15 protein-coding genes are annotated in these 20172 nt (G+C 33.2%); 10 read left to right on the top strand and 5 right to left on the bottom strand.

What is annotated here, in order from left to right; genetic code table 11:
• Positions 1–6 precede the first annotated feature (6 nt).
• Positions 7–2883 carry a pitrilysin family protein gene (locus tag Q1A01_RS12595; protein WP_299681203.1) on the bottom strand — a complete coding sequence of 959 codons (2877 nt, stop codon included), beginning with the start codon at positions 2881–2883 and terminating at the stop codon, positions 7–9.
• 213 nt (positions 2884–3096) lie between these two features.
• Between Q1A01_RS12595 and Q1A01_RS12590 the strand changes: the two genes are divergently transcribed.
• The 6 genes from Q1A01_RS12590 (at position 3097) to ychF (ending at position 9701) form a co-directional block, all read left to right on the top strand.
• Complete coding sequence (locus Q1A01_RS12590) at positions 3097–3966, top strand: alpha/beta fold hydrolase (RefSeq protein ID WP_299681201.1); 870 nt, start codon at positions 3097–3099, stop codon at positions 3964–3966.
• 203 nt (positions 3967–4169) lie between these two features.
• On the top strand, positions 4170–4700 hold the full coding sequence (locus Q1A01_RS12585; RefSeq protein WP_299681198.1) for a hypothetical protein: 531 nt from the start codon (positions 4170–4172) through the stop codon (positions 4698–4700).
• 111 nt (positions 4701–4811) lie between these two features.
• Positions 4812–5645: an alpha/beta hydrolase gene (locus tag Q1A01_RS12580; RefSeq protein WP_299681195.1), complete on the top strand. Its 834-nt coding sequence runs from the start codon at positions 4812–4814 to the stop codon at positions 5643–5645.
• 661 nt (positions 5646–6306) lie between these two features.
• A complete protein-coding gene (locus Q1A01_RS12575; RefSeq protein WP_299681192.1) occupies positions 6307–7695 on the top strand; it encodes a hypothetical protein in 1389 nt (462 codons plus the stop codon).
• A gap of 122 nt (positions 7696–7817) precedes the next feature.
• Positions 7818–8411, top strand: coding sequence for a hypothetical protein (locus tag Q1A01_RS12570; protein ID WP_299681189.1), 594 nt, complete (start codon positions 7818–7820; stop codon positions 8409–8411).
• Between the two features lie 195 nt (positions 8412–8606).
• Positions 8607–9701 (top strand): redox-regulated ATPase YchF, encoded by a 1095-nt coding sequence (gene ychF, locus Q1A01_RS12565; RefSeq protein WP_299681187.1) that lies wholly within the window; start codon positions 8607–8609, stop codon positions 9699–9701.
• Between the two features lie 239 nt (positions 9702–9940).
• Here the strand turns inward: ychF and Q1A01_RS23910 are convergent, their stop codons facing one another.
• Positions 9941–10645 (bottom strand): DUF805 domain-containing protein, encoded by a 705-nt coding sequence (locus Q1A01_RS23910; RefSeq protein ID WP_366520097.1) that lies wholly within the window; start codon positions 10643–10645, stop codon positions 9941–9943.
• Positions 10646–10887: 242 nt separating this feature from the next.
• On the opposite strand from Q1A01_RS23910, the gene Q1A01_RS12555 reads away from it, so the two are divergent.
• Positions 10888–12504 (top strand): CTP synthase, encoded by a 1617-nt coding sequence (locus Q1A01_RS12555; RefSeq protein WP_299681184.1) that lies wholly within the window; start codon positions 10888–10890, stop codon positions 12502–12504.
• Between the two features lie 96 nt (positions 12505–12600).
• Positions 12601–14487: a membrane protein insertase YidC gene (gene yidC, locus Q1A01_RS12550; protein ID WP_299681182.1), complete on the top strand. Its 1887-nt coding sequence runs from the start codon at positions 12601–12603 to the stop codon at positions 14485–14487.
• A gap of 60 nt (positions 14488–14547) precedes the next feature.
• Here yidC and Q1A01_RS12545 read toward each other — a convergent pair whose 3' ends face one another.
• Positions 14548–14934 (bottom strand): hypothetical protein, encoded by a 387-nt coding sequence (locus Q1A01_RS12545; RefSeq protein WP_299681180.1) that lies wholly within the window; start codon positions 14932–14934, stop codon positions 14548–14550.
• 301 nt (positions 14935–15235) lie between these two features.
• Here Q1A01_RS12545 and Q1A01_RS12540 point away from each other — a divergent pair, with 301 nt between their 5' ends.
• Complete coding sequence (locus Q1A01_RS12540; RefSeq protein WP_299681178.1) at positions 15236–16087, top strand: CPBP family intramembrane glutamic endopeptidase; 852 nt, start codon at positions 15236–15238, stop codon at positions 16085–16087.
• Between the two features lie 133 nt (positions 16088–16220).
• Here the strand turns inward: Q1A01_RS12540 and Q1A01_RS12535 are convergent, their stop codons facing one another.
• Both Q1A01_RS12535 and Q1A01_RS12530 read right to left on the bottom strand, forming a co-directional pair.
• The gene (locus tag Q1A01_RS12535; RefSeq protein ID WP_299681176.1) at positions 16221–17621 is read right to left on the bottom strand and encodes a fasciclin domain-containing protein; all 1401 of its coding nucleotides are present in this window, start codon (positions 17619–17621) and stop codon (positions 16221–16223) included.
• 351 nt (positions 17622–17972) lie between these two features.
• Positions 17973–19373, bottom strand: a complete 1401-nt coding sequence (locus tag Q1A01_RS12530; protein ID WP_299681174.1) for a fasciclin domain-containing protein — start codon at positions 19371–19373, stop codon at positions 17973–17975.
• A 68-nt stretch (positions 19374–19441) separates the two neighbouring features.
• Between Q1A01_RS12530 and Q1A01_RS12525 the strand changes: the two genes are divergently transcribed.
• The gene (locus tag Q1A01_RS12525) at positions 19442–20137 is read left to right on the top strand and encodes a hypothetical protein (RefSeq protein ID WP_299681172.1); all 696 of its coding nucleotides are present in this window, start codon (positions 19442–19444) and stop codon (positions 20135–20137) included.
• Positions 20138–20172: the final 35 nt, after the last annotated feature.

Genomic DNA, 20172 nt, shown 5'->3' with positions numbered 1-20172 from the left:
AAACGATTATTGCTTTACAGGTTTTAAAGTCGTTTCATTACCATCTTTATCTAGTAATTTTACTTCATCAAATCCCATTTTTTCAAATTGTGCATATTGCGTTGCAGCATCTCCAACAACTAAGTATGCCATTCTAGACTCATCTAGATATTTGTTTGCAAGTGCTTTGTGCTGCTCTAACGTCATATTACGTACAGTAGCCTCTTCTCCTTCTATATAATCTGGAGATAAGCCATAAGCACTCATCTCTTGTAGCATGCCTAATAAAGCACCTTGTGTTTCAAAACGACGTGCATTAGATTTAATCAGTGCATTTTTAGTAAACTCAAGGTCTTCTGCAGTAATACCTTCTTTATAACGCTCAATTTCGTCTTTAAAGATTTGTACAGATTCTCCTGTAGTGTTGGTACGTACGCTTGAAGAAGCAGTAAACGTTCCAGGTATTTTTGTACCACTAAAGCCAGTACGAGCACCATAGGTATACCCCTTTTCTTCACGAAGAATTCTATTTACAACTCCATTAAAAGCACCTCCTAAATTATAATTCATTACTTCGGCAGGATAAAAATCTTTATCTGTACGTGCTAAGCCTAAGTATCCGATATTGATCACCGATTGTTTTGAGTTAGGTACATCTACAAATAATAAAGAAGAGTTGCTTCTTTGTTCAGGAATTTCATACGTAGGTATGGTCACCTCTTTTGCAGCCCATTTTGTTTCTAAATCTTTTAAGGCATTTAAAGCAGATTCTTTCTTGATCTTTCCTACAATATGGAATCTACTAATAGATGGTGAGAAGTTTTTGTTGTAAAACTCTTTTAAATCATCCATCGTCAATGCGTTTACAGAAGCTTCTGTACCACTTGTTGGGTATGAGAAAATATGATCGTCTCCATATAATGTTTTTGTATACACTCTATTTGCAATCACATTAGGATTTGCACTTGAACGCTTTATACCATTAATAGTAGCAGTTTTGATACGTCCAAACTCTTCTTCATCCCAACGTGGTTCTAGTAGAATTTCTTCTATTAGATCCATAGTAGCTTCAAAGTTACGTGTTAATGTATTTCCTTGTACCACGATAGACTCACGTCCTGTAAACATTCTGATACTAGCACCAAGGCTTTGAATTGCTTTTTCTAATTCTGCTGGTGTTTTTGTAGCTGTTCCTTCCATTAAGATGTCAGTCATTAAGTTAGCTACTCCATTTTTTTCTTTATTATCTAATAAATGACCTCCTTCTATAACAAGATTAAAGTTTACAGTAGGTATTTCGTTTTGTTCGATACCATATACTTTCATTCCGTTAGATAATTCGGCAGTCCAGCTACTTGGAATGCTAAGTGCTGGTGCAGGCCCTTGTGCAGGCTCTACAGAACGATCAAAACTTGATTCTGATTTTACAACTTCAGTTTCTAAGTCTTTTACTTCTTTAGCTACATTTTCTGTAATCGCTTCTTCTACGATAGGCGCTTTTTCAGAATTTTCAACAATAAGATCTAATTGCCCTTTAGGAACAAAGCTAGTTAATACATATGGCTTTTCTTTTATGTATGTATTGTATACACGCATGATATCTGCCTCGGTAACTTTTTTGATATTTTTAATGTCGTCTTCTATAAAGCTAGGCTCTCCTGCAAATACATTGTATTGTGCCATTTGGAAAGACTTTCCTAATACACTACTTATTCCGTTATAGAAATCTGTTTCAAGACTTGCTTTGATACGGTCTACATCACCTTCAGGAATGCCATTTGTTTCAAAACGCTTCATAGCTTCAAAAATACCAGCTTCTACCTCGTCAAGATCTTTTCCAGCACTAGCAGTTACAATAATGTGAAACTCTCCTGCTAATTCTTGTGCATTGTTATATGCAAATGCATTTGAAGTTAATTCTTTTTCTTTAACAAGTACTTCATAGATAGGTGCTTCTTTTCCATCAGAAAGAATCTCTGCTAAGAAGTCTAATGCGTATGCATCATCAGTATACTGCTCAAGTGTAGGCCAAACCATATGTAATTGTGGCGCTTGCGCGAAATTATCCTCATGGTACAATTTCTTTGTTTCAGCAAGTGTAACACGTTGTGGCTTCAATTTAGGAACTTCTTGTCCTCTTTTGATTTCTCCAAAATACTTTTCGATCATTGCTTTTGCTTCTGCAGTCTCAAAGTCTCCAGCAAGTACTAGTGTCGCATTATTAGGACCGTAGTATTTTGCATAAAATTCTTTTACATCATCAATAGTAGCATTTTGAAGATCTACTAATTCCCCAATTACTTGCCAGTTATAAGGGTGTCCTTCTGGATAGATGTTTTTGTCTAGTACCCAGTTTGTATGTCCGTAAGGATTATTATCTACACGCTGACGTTTTTCATTTTGAACAACTTCTTGTTGGTTGTAAAAAGCAGATTCAGTTACTGTATTAATAAGGTATCCCATACGGTCACTTTCTAACCACATAACCATTTCCATCGCATTGTTTGGTACTATTTCATAATAGATGGTACCATCTTTCCAAGTTCCTCCATTTAATGTTCCTCCAGCATCTTGTATCTTTTTAAAGAATTGATCTTGTGGTACATTCTCCGATTCTTGGAATAACATATGCTCAAAAAGGTGTGCAAACCCTGTACGTCCTGTTTTTTCACGATTAGATCCTACACCATATTGAATAGCTAGGGAAACAATAGGATCACTTTTATCTTTATGTAAGATAACATCAAGTCCATTTTCAAGTTCGTATTTTTCATAATCTACAGAAAGTGATGTGCTATCTTCGGCGTCTCCACCAGTGCTATCATTTCCTTCTGTACAAGCAATAAAAAAACTAGCACATATGATTGCCATAAACGCTAGTCGTAAAGATTTTTGTAAAGTCATTTTTTTGTTTATTAGAGGGGTACAATGTACGACTCTCCCTTTGTGTATAAAAGGGGTTTTGTGTTAAAGAATTTAACGTTTATATGAAGTTACAACGCTTTTATATGTTGTCTATTTAAGTATAATTTCTCCTGAATATGTTTTCACGAAAGTGTAAGAAATACTTCAAAATAATGGGGCTGTATAGTTGATGCTTTTTTGCTACCTTTAAGCATGTCATATTGGGGACCTATAGTACTTATTGTACTCATCGTATATGTAATTATAAGTATACTATTGTATTACTTACAGGATTACTTTTTATTTAAACCAGAAAAGTTGCCTGCAGATTTTCAATTCTTTTATGAAAATCAAGAAGTAGATGAATATAATATAGAAACTAGAGATGGTGCTATTCTCAATGGTCTTCATTTTAAAGTTGAGAAACCTAAAGGTGTTGTTTTGTACCTTAAAGGGAATTCTAAGAGTATAAAAGGATGGGGGAAATTTGCAGTAGATTTTACACGTAATGGATATGATGTGGTGATGATGGATTATAGAGGATTTGGGAAAAGTACAGGACGTCGTAATCAAAAAGCATTGAAACGTGACTTACAAGTAATTTATAATAAGCTACGAGAACATGTAGATGAGAAGCATATTATTTTATATGGTCGTAGTCTAGGCTCTGGACTTGCCACCAAAATTGCCTCTGTAAATAACCCAAGGATGTTAATCTTAGATGCACCTTATTACAGCCTTACCAAAGTGACAGCACGATATGCACCATTTATGCCTTTATCAATGCTTATAAAATACCCTTTACCAACGTATAAATGGCTTAAATATGTACAATGCCCTATTCATATTATTCATGGTACTGATGATAAATTGATTCCATATAAAACCAGTGTAAAGCTCTCTAAGATTAAACCTAAGCTTACCAAGTTGTATACAGTCATTGATGGAGGGCATAAAAACCTCAATAATTTTGAGAGTTATCATAAAATGCTTACTGAAATTCTTCACTCTACATCCAAGAAGATTGATTTAGAGGGCTCTAGCTTTAAGGTGATTCATAACACAAAGCGTAAGAATGCGTAGGTATTAACAGTTTACGTTTCTTTTTTTTGATATCAACTTTCATGAATATTCCTATATGTTTTCATGAAAACCGAATTAGATCCCTTGTAGATCCTTTACTTTCTTATAGATATTTGTCAAACAAAATAATACTCTGATCAGGTATATATCAAGGCGTAACCGAAAAGCCATTATAGAGTAGGAATTACTTAAACTTTACTATTATGAATAAAATAAAAACAATATTAGTTGCTATGTGTGTTGTTTGTACAGTATTATTTTCATGTACAACAGATGAAAATTCAAAACCAATTGAAACAGAAGAGTTATCAGTACATAAAATAGGTGTTTTTGAAGATGGGGAATATCATTTTTATAATGAAGAAGGATTAAAGCAAGAATGGGAACAATTACAAAGAGAAAAAGGGGATGAAGTGGTTTTTGAAAATATTTCTATTGTTACAGGGGATTTACAGAAAAACGGAACGTCTGGCTTAATACTCATGGCTATAAGTGATGATAAAACAATTAAAATGGCTTCAGAAGTAAAAATAATCAAAGATAAAGATGGTAGTATGCAGATGGTACGTTTTGGAACAACTGTTGAATGTAAAGGCTTTAATTGTTTAGAAGGTTGTGATCCAGAAAAAGATGAGGATAGTGGAAAGTGGAAATGTACTGCTTGTACAGCGGGGGCAGGATGTAATAAAACAGTTACTGTAACTGAAGATTCACCAGAAATTATAGCACCTTAATTATCATTTTTAAATACAAACAAACACCCCCAGTTTATAATTTTATAAGCTGGGGTGTTATTTTTTATTCCTTTTAAAAACTGTTACTTTGTTGTATTATAAATTTATGCAATGAAGCGTACACTAAAAAGAGGAGCGATCCTGTTGTTTATTTTGGGGAATCTTTATGGAATTTTATGTGGGGGATTATACTTTTTTCAAGAGAGTATGCTCTTTCATCCTGAACAATTACCAAAAGATTATGTTTTTGAATTTGATGTTCCTTTTGAAGAAATATATCAAGAAGGAGAAGGAGGAGTACAACTTCATGGACTTCATTTTCCTGTTGCAAATGCCAAAGGCGTGATTGTATATTATCATGGTAATGCAGGCAGTGTGAGACGTTGGGGTGAGATTACACAGTTTTTTACTCAAAAAGGGTATGCTGTGATTGTGATGGATTATCGTGGTTATGGAAAAAGCGAAACTAGTTCTGGTAAGAGTACTAAGCCAGAGCAAGCATTATATGATGATAGTGAGGTTTGGTACGCTTTCGCGAAAGCGAACTATGAAGAATCACAAATTCATGTATATGGTAGAAGTTTAGGAACCACATTTGCAACCTATGTAGCGAGTAAAAACAATCCTAAAAACCTCACATTAGAAACACCATTTTACAGTATAGAAGATGAAGCGGTTTCCCGTTTTAAATGGCTTCCTGTAAAACGATTATTAAAATATAGGATGCCTACGTATACATTTATTGGGAATGTTTCTTGCCCTATTACGGTTTTTCATGGTACAGAAGATGCCGTTGTTGCTTATGAGCACGGACAAAAATTATTCAATACAATAACAACTGCTTCTAAAGAATTTATCACTATTCCTGATGGGGGGCATAATAATTTGATTACATTTCCAACATATACAAACGCTATAGATCGAGTTCTTGAAAAGGGGAGGTAATCATGTTTTGATAACACCAAAAAGCTTCATATTCTGAAGTAGATTACTGTTATATAATAACAAGCGAACCTAAGTTCGCTTGTTGTCAATTGCTGCTAATCAGGAATACAAATTCCAGTCTCACAATTTCTTGAGCAGAAAACCTCTGTGTGACATACCCCTTGCAAACATGAAGCAAAAGAGTTTTCTCCAAGAGATGGACATAGTGGATGGTTAATACTATTATCCCCTCCTTTTATAGATTTACTATCTAAATTGGAAATAGTCATTTTGTTAAGGTTAAGAGACTTAAGATTTTGTTTTTTCATAATTAAATGGTTTAAAATTAATTGGCCGTAAAGAGAAAATAAGCAGCTAAAAAATAAGTGATTTCCGATAAAGTTTTACTTAAACCACAAATGTTTACCTGCAATTTTACTTTAATATTAATTCGATATAAAAATGAAATGATAAAAGACTTTTTTCTTCAGGTGTAGCAATATATATTCGTTAAGAGTTTTTGAAAGCTTAGAAACAAATACTTATACTATAAAAGTAATTTAGTTCGTGTTGCATTTGAAGTGATTATTTCTTTTTCTACTTTTAGATGTTGTTTAATAGAATTGTAACAATTAATAGGGATAAACTTCTAAGAAGTAGCATGCCTTTTTAGAAAACTACCATGGATAAGAAAACTTTCCGTACGCTTTTAAAACTATACCTATGTACTTGGGGAGTGTTTTTCTTGTTCTATTATATAGGTATTTGGAGAGCTAATATATCTTTTGAGCAATCCATTGAAACATTAGGAACCTTTGTACCTTCAAAAGGTTTTCTTTTCCTATTTCACATATTCTTTTTACTAGTATATGTATTGTTTATTAGTATACGATACGCAGTGCGTGGATTTAAGAAAAAAGGATGGAGTTTAGCGTTAAAACGATTTAGTTTCTCACTGGTAATACCAATTTTTGTTATTTATATAAGCATTAAAGGTATGATCTCATTGAATAGCGCAGAGTTCTTTAACTATACTTGGGATTATAGTATAGAAAATACTTCTCAGAAAGCCACAAACCTATATGCAATAGATGGTAAACATAGGGGGATGAGTGTATTTTGGTCTTATGATAAGGAAGATGTGCAGAAAGCCACTAAAGATATTATAAAGGATAATATAGAATGGGTTACTGTGATTCCATTTATAGACCAACAAGATGAAACAACAAATAGAATAGGTGGAACCGTAACCCCTGGTGTTTGGTCTCGTCGAGACTCTGTCACGATGAAACACATTAGCAGATTGCAAGAACGGGATATTAGAGTTCATTTAAAACCACATATTTGGCTAAGAGATGGCTGGCGTTCTAATATTGAACTTTCTCAGGAAGATTGGGAGATCTGGTTTAAAAGCTATGAGGAACGAATGTTACAGTATGCACGTATCGCTACAAAAATGGAAGTTCCTTTATTTTGTATTGGTACAGAGTTACGTACAGCAATTCAACATCAACCTGAAGCTTGGCTACCATTTATAAAAGAAATCAAAAAAATCTACTCGGGGAAATTAACTTATGCATCCAATTGGGATGACCCTATTGAAGATATTCCTTTTTGGAAGGAGTTAGATTATATAGGCGTGCAGGCCTATTTTCCGTTAACAACTCAGGAAGAGCCTGACTTAGAAACTATTAAAGCTGGTTGGGATGCTCATATTACAGCATTAAAGAATGCCTCAGAACAATATGAGATGCCTATTTTATTTACAGAAATAGGATACCGAAGTGATGCGACAGCTACCATTGCTCCTTGGGAATGGGGTGCTTTAACAGGGGCACTTACCCAAAAAAAATCTGATAAAACCCAACAGCTCGCCTATGAAGCGATGTTTCAAAAACTATGGGACGAACCTTGGTTTGCTGGATGCTATATTTGGCAGTGGCATACGCGTACCACTGCAAAAGGAGCTTCTACAAATGTAGACTTTACGCCACGTTTTAAACCAGCAGAAAATACCATTACAAAATGGTATGGTGCCGTAGGAGAGGTGACCGTAAATAGTAATAAATAAGTACTGTCATATTTCAAATTTGAAAATAATAAGAGCGTTTATACATTAAAACTTCCTTTTTTTTTACACTTATATTTTTAAAAATACTTTTCATCATTATTAACCCATAAAATGTTATTATAATGAAAAAATTATTCACGTTATTTTTAGTGTTATTGGCTTTTACTGCTTGTGAAACAGAGTCAGATTTTGATGAAAATTCACAATTTCAACCTGAAGTTCAACTTTTATTTTCTACTGATTTTTTTGAAAACATAGAAACTAATTATCCTTCTTTAGATAAGATTGCGATGAATAAATCTTTAATAAAGTATGAAGAAAATGAACAGGTATTATACTCAGTAGATATCTCAAATAATACAGATTTAACAATTGGGAAAGTAGATCAGGATGAATTATTTTTTACGGTTGTAGATAATCAAGTTGATAAAATTCTAATTATAGAAAGTAAAACAATAACAGGTACTAATAATGTGAATTTTAAGCTTCGTAATATGGTACATCAAGTCTTTTCAGAATTTACAGTAACTAATACAGATAAAGAGGCGGGAGTAGAATGGCAAATACAAACAAAGGGTTGTTTTGAAGACTGTATATCAGAAGCTATCGAACAATGTACAGAAAATCCAATCGTTGTTATAGGTTGTACAATAGCTAACCAATTTATTATAGCTGGATGTGCGCTACAATGCGCTGCTGATGCTATACAGAGATAATATTTTAGTCTAATTCGTTTTTAAAGCTTCAATAATAATTGAAGCTTTTCTTTTTGTATACGAGTTCGTCTTTTTTGGTTATAAGTAATCGTTATAATCTCTCTTTTTCCTATTATCTTTGCATCTTGAAAAAAAGTGGTTGGTTAATAGACCGCTTTCGCGAAAGCGTATACATAATCATTTGAAGTATCTATTATGAAAGCAGGAATCGTAGGATTGCCGAATGTTGGGAAGTCAACATTATTTAATTGTTTATCTAATGCTAAAGCACAAAGCGCCAATTTTCCGTTTTGTACCATCGAGCCTAATATAGGAGTCGTAAATGTACCAGACCCACGTCTTGAGAAATTAGAAGAACTTGTAAATCCAGAACGCGTAGTACCAGCAACGGTAGAGATTGTTGACATTGCAGGACTTGTAAAAGGAGCTAGTAAGGGAGAAGGGTTAGGAAATCAGTTCTTAGGAAACATCCGTGAAACCGATGCGATTTTGCACGTATTACGTTGTTTTGATAATGATAACATTGTACACGTAGATGGAAGTGTAGACCCAATACGCGATAAAGAAACAATCGATATTGAATTACAATTAAAAGATCTAGAAACAGTAGATAAAAAACTAGATAAAGTAAAACGTGCTGCACGCACAGGAAATAAAGAAGCGCAAGCAGAAGAAGCAATTCTTATAAAACTGAAAGAAGGTTTAGAGGGAGGTGTTTCTGTACGCGCTATAGATATAGACGATGATGCACGAGAAGAGTATGTAAAACCATTACAATTTATTACAGATAAACCTGTAATGTACGTATGTAATGTAGATGAAAATAGTGCTGTAGATGGAAATGCATATGTCGATAAAGTACGAGAAACCGTAAAAGATGAACATGCAGAGGTATTAGTACTTGCTGTAGGGACCGAGGCAGATATCACAGAATTAGACGATTATGAAGAGCGCCAAATGTTTCTTGCAGATATAGGTCTTGATGAACCTGGGAGTGCAAAATTAATACGTAGTGCTTATAAGCTTCTAAATCAACAAACGTATTTTACAGCAGGTGTTAAAGAAGTACGTGCTTGGACGATTAATATAGGATCTACTGCACCACAAGCAGCTGGTGTCATTCATACAGATTTTGAAAAAGGATTTATCCGTGCTGAGGTTATTAAATATAATGATTTTGTTACCTATGGTAGTGAAGCCAAAGTAAAAGAAGCAGGAAAATTAGGTGTAGAAGGGAAGGGATATATTGTTGATGATGGTGATGTGATGCATTTCCTTTTTAACGTATAATTTAGTTTTCCTTCTATACCTAATTATTGGGTGTTTATTCCATAAAATTTGTAATTACGAAGCACAAATTTTATGGAATTTTCCGTTTATACTGTTTAGCATATATCGTTGGAGATGTAATGCACTTCTTGTAAAACATAAGAATACATATTAGAAAAGCCAGAACTGATGTTCTGGCTTTTTTGTTTTTTCCTGCTATTAAAATAAGTGGACTTAAATTAAATGTATTAATGAAGGATTTAGTAAAAAAAGCTTCCGGTAAAGTTTTGTATGATTTCAATGATAGTCATGATAACATATACACCCGCAAGTACAAAAAGGATGACTTGTTTCTGTTTGTCTTTTATAGATAATGCTAATAATATAGGAATGGCACCCCAAACAATAGAAAATATAATATTAACGATCTTAAAGATTCCCGTAGAATAAAAATCAATATTAAATAAAGGAATTAAAAAGTAAAAGAGCCTTGAGAAGACAAGCCAAACCACTATAAATAAGATAATATTATCACTTCCTGAAGATAGTCCTGATCTTGTTTCAGAAGTAGTGCCATGCGTAATTCCTAAGTTTGAAGAAGAAGTTCCTTTTGGATCAGGGCCATATTGATTGTCTCTAGATTCCCCTTCTGTAGCATATAGTGTAAGTAACCAAATAGGACCAACTAAAGGAATCATCCCAACAAGTAGCATCCAACCACTTTTTCCTACATCGTGAAGTCTACGCACACTAAGTGCTAATCCAGGTATAAAAACTACAAGTCCATATAATATGTATATAGGACCAAATCCAAACTCTCGCATGACAGTTCCAAATACATAATCAAGTGCCAATGCTACAATAGAAAATAATATATTGAACAATACAAACATCCAATATGCTGACCTTCTAGATCTACCACTAAATTCCGCATACTTTTTAAAAGCTTCTACATATCTGTTCATATAGTTTTGATTATGGTTAGTTATACACGCTATATTACAATTTATAATCTTAAAATATAAATTTTCTAATAATTTAGTTCTTAAATTTAAAGAACCAAAAGGTATACGCTTACTATTCAATTAATAATCATATGAGGTATCATAAATTATGAATTCGGCTAAAAATAACCCTTAAAAATTCCATTTCTACCTATAAAATTCTGTACCTTTACACCCCGTAAACGAATCATAGATTTCCATTAATGGCAACCACAAAATACATCTTCGTAACGGGCGGAGTATCATCTTCTTTAGGTAAAGGTATTATAGCAGCATCGCTAGCAAAACTTCTACAAGCACGAGGACATCGCGTAACAATTCAAAAATTAGATCCTTATATAAATATAGATCCAGGAACACTTAATCCTTATGAACACGGAGAGTGTTATGTGACTGATGATGGCGCAGAGACCGATCTTGATCTAGGACATTATGAGCGTTTTTTAAATGTTCCTACTTCTCAAGCAAACAATGTAACGACAGGCCGTATCTATCAAAGTGTTATAGATAAAGAACGTCGCGGAGAGTTTTTAGGAAAAACAGTACAGGTAATTCCTCATATTACTAATGAAATCAAAGAACGTATCCAAATACTTGGTAAGAGTGGAGATTTTGATATTGTTATTACAGAAATAGGAGGTACTGTAGGTGATATTGAATCATTACCTTATATAGAAAGTATACGTCAACTTAAATGGGAATTAGGAAAGAGTAACTCTTTAGTAATTCATTTAACTTTAATCCCGTATCTATCGGCAGCAGGTGAACTCAAGACAAAACCTACGCAACATAGTGTAAAAACACTGATGGAAAGTGGTATTCAGGCAGATATTTTAGTATGCCGTACAGAACATACACTTAATGATGATTTACGTTCTAAATTAGCACGTTTTTGTAATGTAGAACAAGAAGCTGTAATAGAATCTATAGATGCAAGTACTATTTATGATGTCCCAAATTTAATGCTCGATGAAGGATTAGATACTATTGTGCTTAAAAAATTAGATTTAGATGCATCAACAGTTCCTACACTTACCCGTTGGAATGAGTTTTTGACCAAACATAAAAATCCAAAATCACACGTTACTATAGGACTGATTGGGAAGTATGTAGAACTTCAAGATTCTTATAAGTCTATACTGGAAGCTTTTATTCATGCTGGTGCAGAAAATGAAGTAAAGGTTAAAGTAGAGAGTATTCATAGTGAATATATCAGTGATGAGGTGATTCATAATCAAATCTCAAAACTAGACGGTGTATTAGTAGCTCCTGGTTTTGGTGAGCGTGGTATTGAAGGAAAAATCAAGGCTGTACAATATGCTCGTGAACACAAGATTCCGTTTTTAGGTATCTGTTTAGGGATGCAGATGGCAGTGATAGAGTATGGCCGTAATGTATGCGCTTTCGTGAAAGCGAACTCCACCGAAATGGATGCTGATACCCCACATCCAGTTATAGATTTAATGGAAGAGCAGAAAAGCATTACTGATATGGGGGGAACAATGCGTTTGGGTGCATGGGAGTGTGCATTAGTAGACGGAAGTATCGTAAAGGATGTATATAGAAAGGACATTATAGAAGAACGCCACCGTCACCGTTATGAGTTTAATGATGCGTATAGAAGTCAATTGGAAGAAGCTGGAATGAAAATAACAGGAACAAATCCTAATACAGGACTTGTAGAGATTATTGAATTACCAAATCATCCATGGTTTGTAGGTGTACAATACCATCCAGAATACAAGAGTACAGTTGCAAATCCACATCCATTATTTGTGGCATTTGTAAAGGCTGCATTAACACATTCTGAAAAAAAATAGTGTCACTATGGCATAAAATAAACGTTTGGAGATAGAATTGCTATCTCTTAATAAGAAATACTACTTTCGCAAAAGCGATTTATATAACACCAATTAATGAAAAAATTTGATAGAACTTCAGTTATAGGAATGCTCTTAATGGGGCTTATTATCATATACATCATGTATACAAGGCCTACTCCTGAAGAGATTGAAGCTCAAGAAGAAGCAAAAAAGGAGCAAGTACAAGAGGCACAAACTCAAGAAACTTCTGAAGTAGCAACCCAAGAATTTACAAATACCGTTACGCCTACAGATTCTATTGGGCGTTCTCAATTGCAAAATAGAATAGGTGCTTTTGCATATTCAGGAACAACGGCAGGAACTACTATTGTTAAGAATGATGTCCTAGAATTGGAAGTAAATAATAAAGGAGGTCATATTGTTAAAGCGACCTTGTTACAGCATAAAACCTATGATTCTATTCCTGTATACTTGATTAAAGATGGAAATAGTCAATTTAATATTTCTTTTAGTACAACAGATAATCGAAATCTAAATACCAAAGATTTGTTCTTTCAACCGGTGCTTTCTAAGAATGGCGATAATGAAGTCTTAACGATGCGTCTTAAAGTCTCTCCTACAGAATTTTTAGAGTACCGTTATGAGTTGAAGCAAGGCGATTATATGATTGATTTTGGATTAAAGTCTCAAGGACTTTCTCGTGTTTTTAATACGAGTCAACCTATGCGTTTACAGTGGGATTTTCAAGGAATGCGTCATGCAAAGAGTATAAAATATGAAAATCGCTATACACGTCTTACATACGAGTATGAAGGTGATAAAACGGATAAGTTAGCACAAGCAGGTGATGATGATGATATATTAAAAAATCTTTCTTGGATGAATTATCGTCAACATTTCTTTAGCTCTATGCTATTAACAGATATACCATTTGAAGAAGCTAAATTAACTTCTAATGACCTCCATAAGAAAGCAACCGATGCTGAGTTAGATACGGAGTTTACTAAAGAATATAAAGCAGACCTTTTATTGACGCCTAAAAACGGAGAGTTAAATTATGCAATGAATATGTATTACGGTCCTACAGATTATCAAATACTTAAAAAGTATGATCGTAACTTAGACGAAGCAATGCCACTAGGATGGGGTATTTTCGGATTCTTAAATAAATACTTAGTAATTCCATTTTTTGGATTTTTATCAGGTTTCTTACCTGCAGGAATCGCTATTATCTTAATGACAATTTCTATTAAATTATTATTATCACCTGTACAATACAAGCAATATGTATCTCAAGCAAAAATGAAGGTGCTTAAACCTGAAATTGCTGCTATTGGAGAGAAGTATAAAGATAATGCTATGAAGAAACAGCAGGAGACAATGGCATTATACAGCAAAGCAGGAGCAAGTCCCGCCGCAGGTTGTTTACCAGCTTTATTGCAGATTCCTGTTTTCTATGCCTTGTTCACATTCTTCCCATCTGCTTTTGATTTAAGAGGGAAAAGTTTTTTATGGGCAGAAGATTTAAGTTCTTATGATGCTATTTTTTCTTGGGATTTTAATATTCCTATTATTTCTAATTTCTATGGAAATCACGTGAGTTTATTTCCAATTTTAGCGGCAGTGACTATTTTCTTCTCTATGCGATTAACTACAGGAAATCAAGCCATGCAACAACCTACTCAAGAAGGAATGCCTGATATGGGGAAAATGATGAAGTATATGATGTATTTCTCTCCATTATTAATGTTATTCTTCTTTAATAATTATGCCAGTGGATTAAGTTTATATTACTTTATTTCTAACCTTATTACAATTGGAATTATATTAGTAATTAAAGGGTATATTATTGATGAAGAAAAGATTAAAGCAAAAATTGAAGTAAAAAAGGCAAAACCTAAAAAACAAGGTCGTTTTCAAAAGAAAATGGCTGAAATTATGGAGCAAGCTGAGAAACAAAAGAATGCAAAAGGAAAATAATCTTTTGAATATATCAAACAAAAAAAGTGGTACACATGTACCACTTTTTTTGTTTGATGTCTATTGAGGTAAAACGAATGCAGTACTATCTATAATGAGTCCTGTATTTTCTAATGTTCCATAATCGGATGGGTTAAAAGCAATACCAGCAATAAAGTGAGTGGGCATTCTAAGGGTTCCTTGATAGGCAAAAATAGCTTCCTTTTTAGATGCTATTTTCAATATCCCTTGAGTACTACCAATAGAGGTTATAGTATGTGATGTGAAACTCTTAAAATAAATAATACTACCTGCAGGAATACTATCTTCCCCAGAATTCCAAATCATTGTATGTTCATCTATTCCAAAATAAGTACCATTCCATTCAGTATCTGTAAAATAAATATAAGTATTAGGAAGAATGATAGATGTTGTTCTTATGGTAAATGCGTCTTTTTGAGCATTCATACTCTTGAAAGAAATAGTACCTGATTTGAGTATATGATGGGAAGGAGTACATAAAAAGACTAGTATAATTAAACAACTAATTAAGAAAACAACTAACGATTTATGTTTCATTTTAAATACTTAGAAATAAGTATATTAAAAATAGAGAACGTTTGTTGTGATGATGTTAATTGAGTATTATCTATATGTTGCTTTCTAAGGGGGGTATAACATAACAACAATTGGAGCGCATGCTTAAAATCAAGTATTGTATTAGGTCGTTGTTGTAATTACAGTTAGTTTTGAAATGATATAGTATATTATGGATATAACAATTATTCTTACGTATGGAACTTTACTTATAAGTGTTATTTCTATTTGGTTTAAGTATAAGATTTTTAATAAAATACCACTGTGGTTATTTTTCCTCACACTATCATTCCTATTTGCTTTTTTATTTGAAAGAGTTTCATTGATCTCTATTATGTATACGAGTATTGTAGGCTTTATAATACATCGTTATTATCAAACAAAAAATGGATACGTTTTTTGTTTGGTACTTATAGTGTCTATTCCTTTGATGTTTCATTTTTCATTTCTAGGCTTTGATAATTATAAATATATAAATGCCATAAAATTAAGTCCTTATTCTGTTCCTTATAATCTTTATTTTAATTTAGACAAAACGGCTGTTGGAATCTTTATCATAGCTTTTGGTTTCGAATCTTTAAAAATAAATGTGCTGTCTTTTATAAAACAAGTAGCAATTCATTTATTGCTTATGGTATTGCTATTTTTTGTTTTAGCTATTGTATTGGGCTATTCTAAATTTGAGCCTAAACTTCCTTATTTCACACCCGTTTGGATTATAGTCAATTTATTTTTTACTTGTTTGGCAGAGGAAGCAATTTTTAGAAGACTTATTCAGCAAAAGATATATGATACTATATCTTCTAAATATGCATTAGTAATTAGTTTACTAGTAGCTTCGTTAGCATTTGGAATAGCACATTATAATGGAGGACTATTATATATACTACTTGCTTCAGTTGCAGGATTTTTTTATGGCTATATTTATTATAGAACTAAAAGAATAGAAGCATCAATGCTTTTGCATGTTTTATTCAATTTGATACATCTTTTGACTTTTACCTATCCAGCATTAGCTTCATAAATACGTTACTACTTATTCTAGATAAGATGGTATAAAAAAAGCTTCGATATAATTATATCGAAGCTTTTTACCATACTGACTTTTGTACTATTAAAAGTATAAGTTGGGGTGCCAGTAGGGGACTAATTATGAATTATAAATCTCTTATGACACGGCTTATTGCATGTATAACTCCATTTGCAGCTTGCACATTTGTTACAACAATTCCATTAGACCCTCCATCGGGATCTATAATTGCTGGCGACGCAGCATCTATAGTAATATCACCTCCCCCTAATGTTTCAACAGCATTTCCATCAATTCCTGAAAGATCTTCAGCTCTTACGTTGGCACCAGCTACTACGTGTAATTCTAAAGTAGCAGCAAGTATATCTACAGGTACATCACCTAATGCTCCGAGTCCTAAGTCAGTTAATAAATCTGCAAAAGCATCATTTGTTGGCGCAAATACGGTAAAAGGAGCAGGATCAGTTCCATTTGGAGTTTGAAGTGCTGCTACATAACCAAAAGATGCGTCTGCTGTTAATGCAGCTACTAATGATGAGAATGTTGGGTCGGCAGTTGCAAATGTCGTTACATCTGGTAAGCCTATTACAGCATCTACTACGTGTACAACACCATTTACAGCTACAATATCTGCTAGCGCAACATTAGAGCTTCCATTAAGTGTAACTCCATTGTCTGTATTAATATACATGTTTATTGGAGCATCAGTTTCTCCATTAAATACAGCAGCTGTATTTACATAAGAATTACTTAAAGCACTAGAAACAGCCACTGTTCCTGGAATCACATGATTAGATAATACTTGCCCAAGTACATCATTATCAATATCACTTAATGATGCGCCATCTAAAAATGTCGTAAACGCGTCATTAGTTGGAGCAAATACTGTAAAATCTGCATTGGTATCAGAAAGTAAATTTACGAAGGTTGTATTTCCTTCATCTGTTAATGCAGCAACTAAGGAGCTTAATGCAGGATTTGTAGTTGCAAACGTTACGATTGTTGGAAGTTCAATTACGGTGTCTACAATATGTATAATACCATTATCTGCAGTTACATCTGCAGTGGTTACTGTAGATTGACCATTAACAACAACGCCATTGGTTGTATCTATATACATATCTATGTTAGAACCACTAGAAGGTTCTGTTGCTAGATTTTTTTGATACCCAGTAGAAAGATCAGTAGAAGCTAATTCTACATTTAAAACATGATTAAGTAGAATCTGTGTTAGTGCATCATTATCTACGTCTTCTAATGCAGTTCCTCCTAAAAAGGTTTCGAAAGCAGCATTAGTTGGAGCAAAAACTGTGAAGTTTCCGTTTCCTCCAAGTGTTGTATCAAGCCCTGTTTGCTGTAATGCAGCTAATAAAGAACTAAAATCGGGGTTGTTAACAACAATATCGGCTATTGTGTTTGAAGTACCATCAACAATAACTCCGTTATCATCATCATCTCCACAAGAAATAACTCCTGTGAATACTATAGCTAATACAGCTATTCTTACATAATTAATTAGTGTTTTCATAGAATTGTGTTTGTGTGTTTAATACAAATGTAAAATAGTTAAACAAAATATTTGTTTAAAATAAAGTTAAAATAGTTAAACAAAGTGTAAAAATTTTACAATAAAACGTATGATTTTTTAGCAATAAAATGTAAGGGATTGCAAATCATGATTACAATGATTTGGAAGTAAAAGTGTCACGTTATTTCATACTAACAATCTACTTTTAAATAGATACGCTTAAACGTGTGTTCTTGGATGTTTTTTTGAAAAAAAATATGTTTGGTTACAAAAGTGTACGTAATTTCAATAAAAAAGTCTCAATATGTCAATGCATATTGAGACTTTTAAAAATAGATTTTGTGTTTCTATTTAGTTTCTTAGTACTCTATCTATTGTATGTACAACTCCATTGGTAGTTTGTAAATCAGTCATAAGTAATAAACTAGATTCTCCATCTGGACCTATGATCGCTGGTGTTGTAGCGTCTATTGTAATGTCTAAACCAGAAAAAGTAGTAAAACTCATACCATCCATAGCCGTTAGTTCTTCGGCTCTAATATTCATGTTTACTATATTATGCAACTCTACAATAGTAGATAAGTCCATAAGCGGTATTTCAGAAATGTCTGTAACATTAAGATCTGTAAATAAATTTGCGAAAGCATCGTTTGTTGGAGCAAAACCAGTAAATGGTGTTGCGCCATCTCCGATAGGAGCTTGTAATGCAGTAATATAATCTACATTTGGATCAGCTAAAATAGCTTCTAATAAAGAAGAGAAATTTGGATCTGCAAATATAAATGTTGTAACATCTGGAAGTGGTACTACTGTATCTACAACATGAATAACGCCGTTTGAAGTTACGATATCTGCTTGTGTTACAGAAGAAGCTCCGTTAAGCTGCACACCATTATCGGTATTTACATACATTGTAATAGGAGCATTTGTATCTCCATTAAATATAGCTGCTGTATTTACATAGCTATTCGTGAGTGCGCTAGATACTGCTACAGTTTCAGGAAGTACATGGTTAGAAAGTACTTGATCAAGTACATCATTATCGATATCATCTAAAGTTGCTCCATCTAAAAATGTAGTAAATGCATCATTAGTAGGTGCAAATACGGTAAAATCTAATGTAGCATCAGATAATATATCTGTAAATGTTGTATTTCCTTCGTCTGTTAAAGCTGCTTCTAATGAATCTAATCTAGGATCTATAACTGCAAATGTAGCAATAGTAGGTACATTAATAACAGTATCAACTTCGTGTAATACTCCGTTATCAGCATCTGTATCTGTAGCTATTACTGAAGATTGGTTATTAATAACAACACCATTTGTGGTATCAATATACATATCTATAGTAGCATTTGAAGCATCTTCTATAGCAAGCGTTTTCTGATATCCAGTAGTAAGGTCAGCAGCAAAAAGTTCTGTATTAATAATATGATTTAACACTAGTTGCGTTAATACTGCATTATCAATATCTTCAAGAGATGTACCACCTAATAATGCATCAAAAGCAGCATTATTTGGAGCAAATACCGTAAAGTTACCATTACCAGCTACTGTAGCATTTACACCCGTTTGACTTAATGCAGCAAGAAAAGAACTGTAATCTGGGTTACTAATAATAATATCTAAAATGGTATTACTAGGTGTGTTATCAATAATGTTTCCATTATCATCATCATCTGCACAAGAAATAATTCCTATTGCCGTTATAACTAGGATTATTATCTTAGTATTTAGTAAAATTTTTTTCATAATTGATACTCATTGTTTTTGCAAATATATGCGTATCACTAATAAATAAACGTTTTAATTTTCATAAAATGGATAAACGCAATTTGATTTTTTATTTATGTTGTTTTTTTGTTTGTTTTCTAGGGAATGCGCAAGAGTTTAACAATGTAGATGCAAATAATAAAAAGCATGGGAATTGGCAAAAGTTCTATGAAGGAACGAACCAATTGCGGTATGAAGGTACTTTTGAGCATGGAAAAGAAGTAGGTGTATTTAAGTTTTATGATAAAAAAGGAGGGCATCCAACAGCAGTTAAAGAATACACAACAGGAGAAGAATTATTCAGAGTAGTTTTTTATACCACTGCTGGTAAAAAAGTGAGTGAAGGTAAAATGAAGCAACGTTCTAGAGAGGGGAAGTGGATCTATTTTCACCAAAATGGCACTACAGTGATGACAGAAGAAATGTATAAAAACAACCTTTTGGATGGAGAGCGTATTGTTTATTATGAAAATGGAGCAGTAGCTCAACGTATGTTATATGTACAAGGAAAAGAGAATGGTCCTGAAACACATTACTCTAAAAAAGGGATCATTATTAAAAGCTATACACATGTAGATGGTAAATTAGAAGGGCCTGTACATTTATATGATCTTAATGGTACCATTATGCGTGAAGGAAATTACAAAGACAATAAAAAGCACGGAACTTGGAAGTATTATAAAAATGGAAAATTAGAGAAAACTCTTCGATTTCCACTTAATAAAATAGGAGGGGTGCATTGATGCCATATCTTTTGTGAAAATGGCATAATTCCTTA

The organism is uncultured Dokdonia sp. (assembly GCF_947492815.1).
In the GTDB taxonomy this organism is placed as follows: domain Bacteria; phylum Bacteroidota; class Bacteroidia; order Flavobacteriales; family Flavobacteriaceae; genus Dokdonia.
The sequence above is the reverse complement of the archived record's forward strand: the minus strand, read 5'-3'. Positions and strand labels throughout refer to the sequence as shown.

Excerpts from the sequence above, each read along its gene's own strand:
- Q1A01_RS12595 (WP_299681203.1), bottom strand. The coding sequence starts at position 2,883 with ATGACTTTACAAAAATCTTTACGACTAGCGTTTATGGCAATCATATGT.
- Q1A01_RS12590 (WP_299681201.1), top strand. The coding sequence starts at position 3,097 with ATGTCATATTGGGGACCTATAGTACTTATTGTACTCATCGTATATGTA.
- Q1A01_RS12585 (WP_299681198.1), top strand. The coding sequence starts at position 4,170 with ATGAATAAAATAAAAACAATATTAGTTGCTATGTGTGTTGTTTGTACA.
- Q1A01_RS12580 (WP_299681195.1), top strand. The coding sequence starts at position 4,812 with ATGAAGCGTACACTAAAAAGAGGAGCGATCCTGTTGTTTATTTTGGGG.
- Q1A01_RS12575 (WP_299681192.1), top strand. The coding sequence starts at position 6,307 with ATGGATAAGAAAACTTTCCGTACGCTTTTAAAACTATACCTATGTACT.
- Q1A01_RS12570 (WP_299681189.1), top strand. The coding sequence starts at position 7,818 with ATGAAAAAATTATTCACGTTATTTTTAGTGTTATTGGCTTTTACTGCT.
- ychF (WP_299681187.1), top strand. The coding sequence starts at position 8,607 with ATGAAAGCAGGAATCGTAGGATTGCCGAATGTTGGGAAGTCAACATTA.
- Q1A01_RS23910 (WP_366520097.1), bottom strand. The coding sequence starts at position 10,645 with ATGAACAGATATGTAGAAGCTTTTAAAAAGTATGCGGAATTTAGTGGT.
- Q1A01_RS12555 (WP_299681184.1), top strand. The coding sequence starts at position 10,888 with ATGGCAACCACAAAATACATCTTCGTAACGGGCGGAGTATCATCTTCT.
- yidC (WP_299681182.1), top strand. The coding sequence starts at position 12,601 with ATGAAAAAATTTGATAGAACTTCAGTTATAGGAATGCTCTTAATGGGG.
- Q1A01_RS12545 (WP_299681180.1), bottom strand. The coding sequence starts at position 14,934 with ATGAATGCTCAAAAAGACGCATTTACCATAAGAACAACATCTATCATT.
- Q1A01_RS12540 (WP_299681178.1), top strand. The coding sequence starts at position 15,236 with ATGGATATAACAATTATTCTTACGTATGGAACTTTACTTATAAGTGTT.
- Q1A01_RS12535 (WP_299681176.1), bottom strand. The coding sequence starts at position 17,621 with ATGAAAACACTAATTAATTATGTAAGAATAGCTGTATTAGCTATAGTA.
- Q1A01_RS12530 (WP_299681174.1), bottom strand. The coding sequence starts at position 19,373 with ATGAAAAAAATTTTACTAAATACTAAGATAATAATCCTAGTTATAACG.
- Q1A01_RS12525 (WP_299681172.1), top strand. The coding sequence starts at position 19,442 with ATGGATAAACGCAATTTGATTTTTTATTTATGTTGTTTTTTTGTTTGT.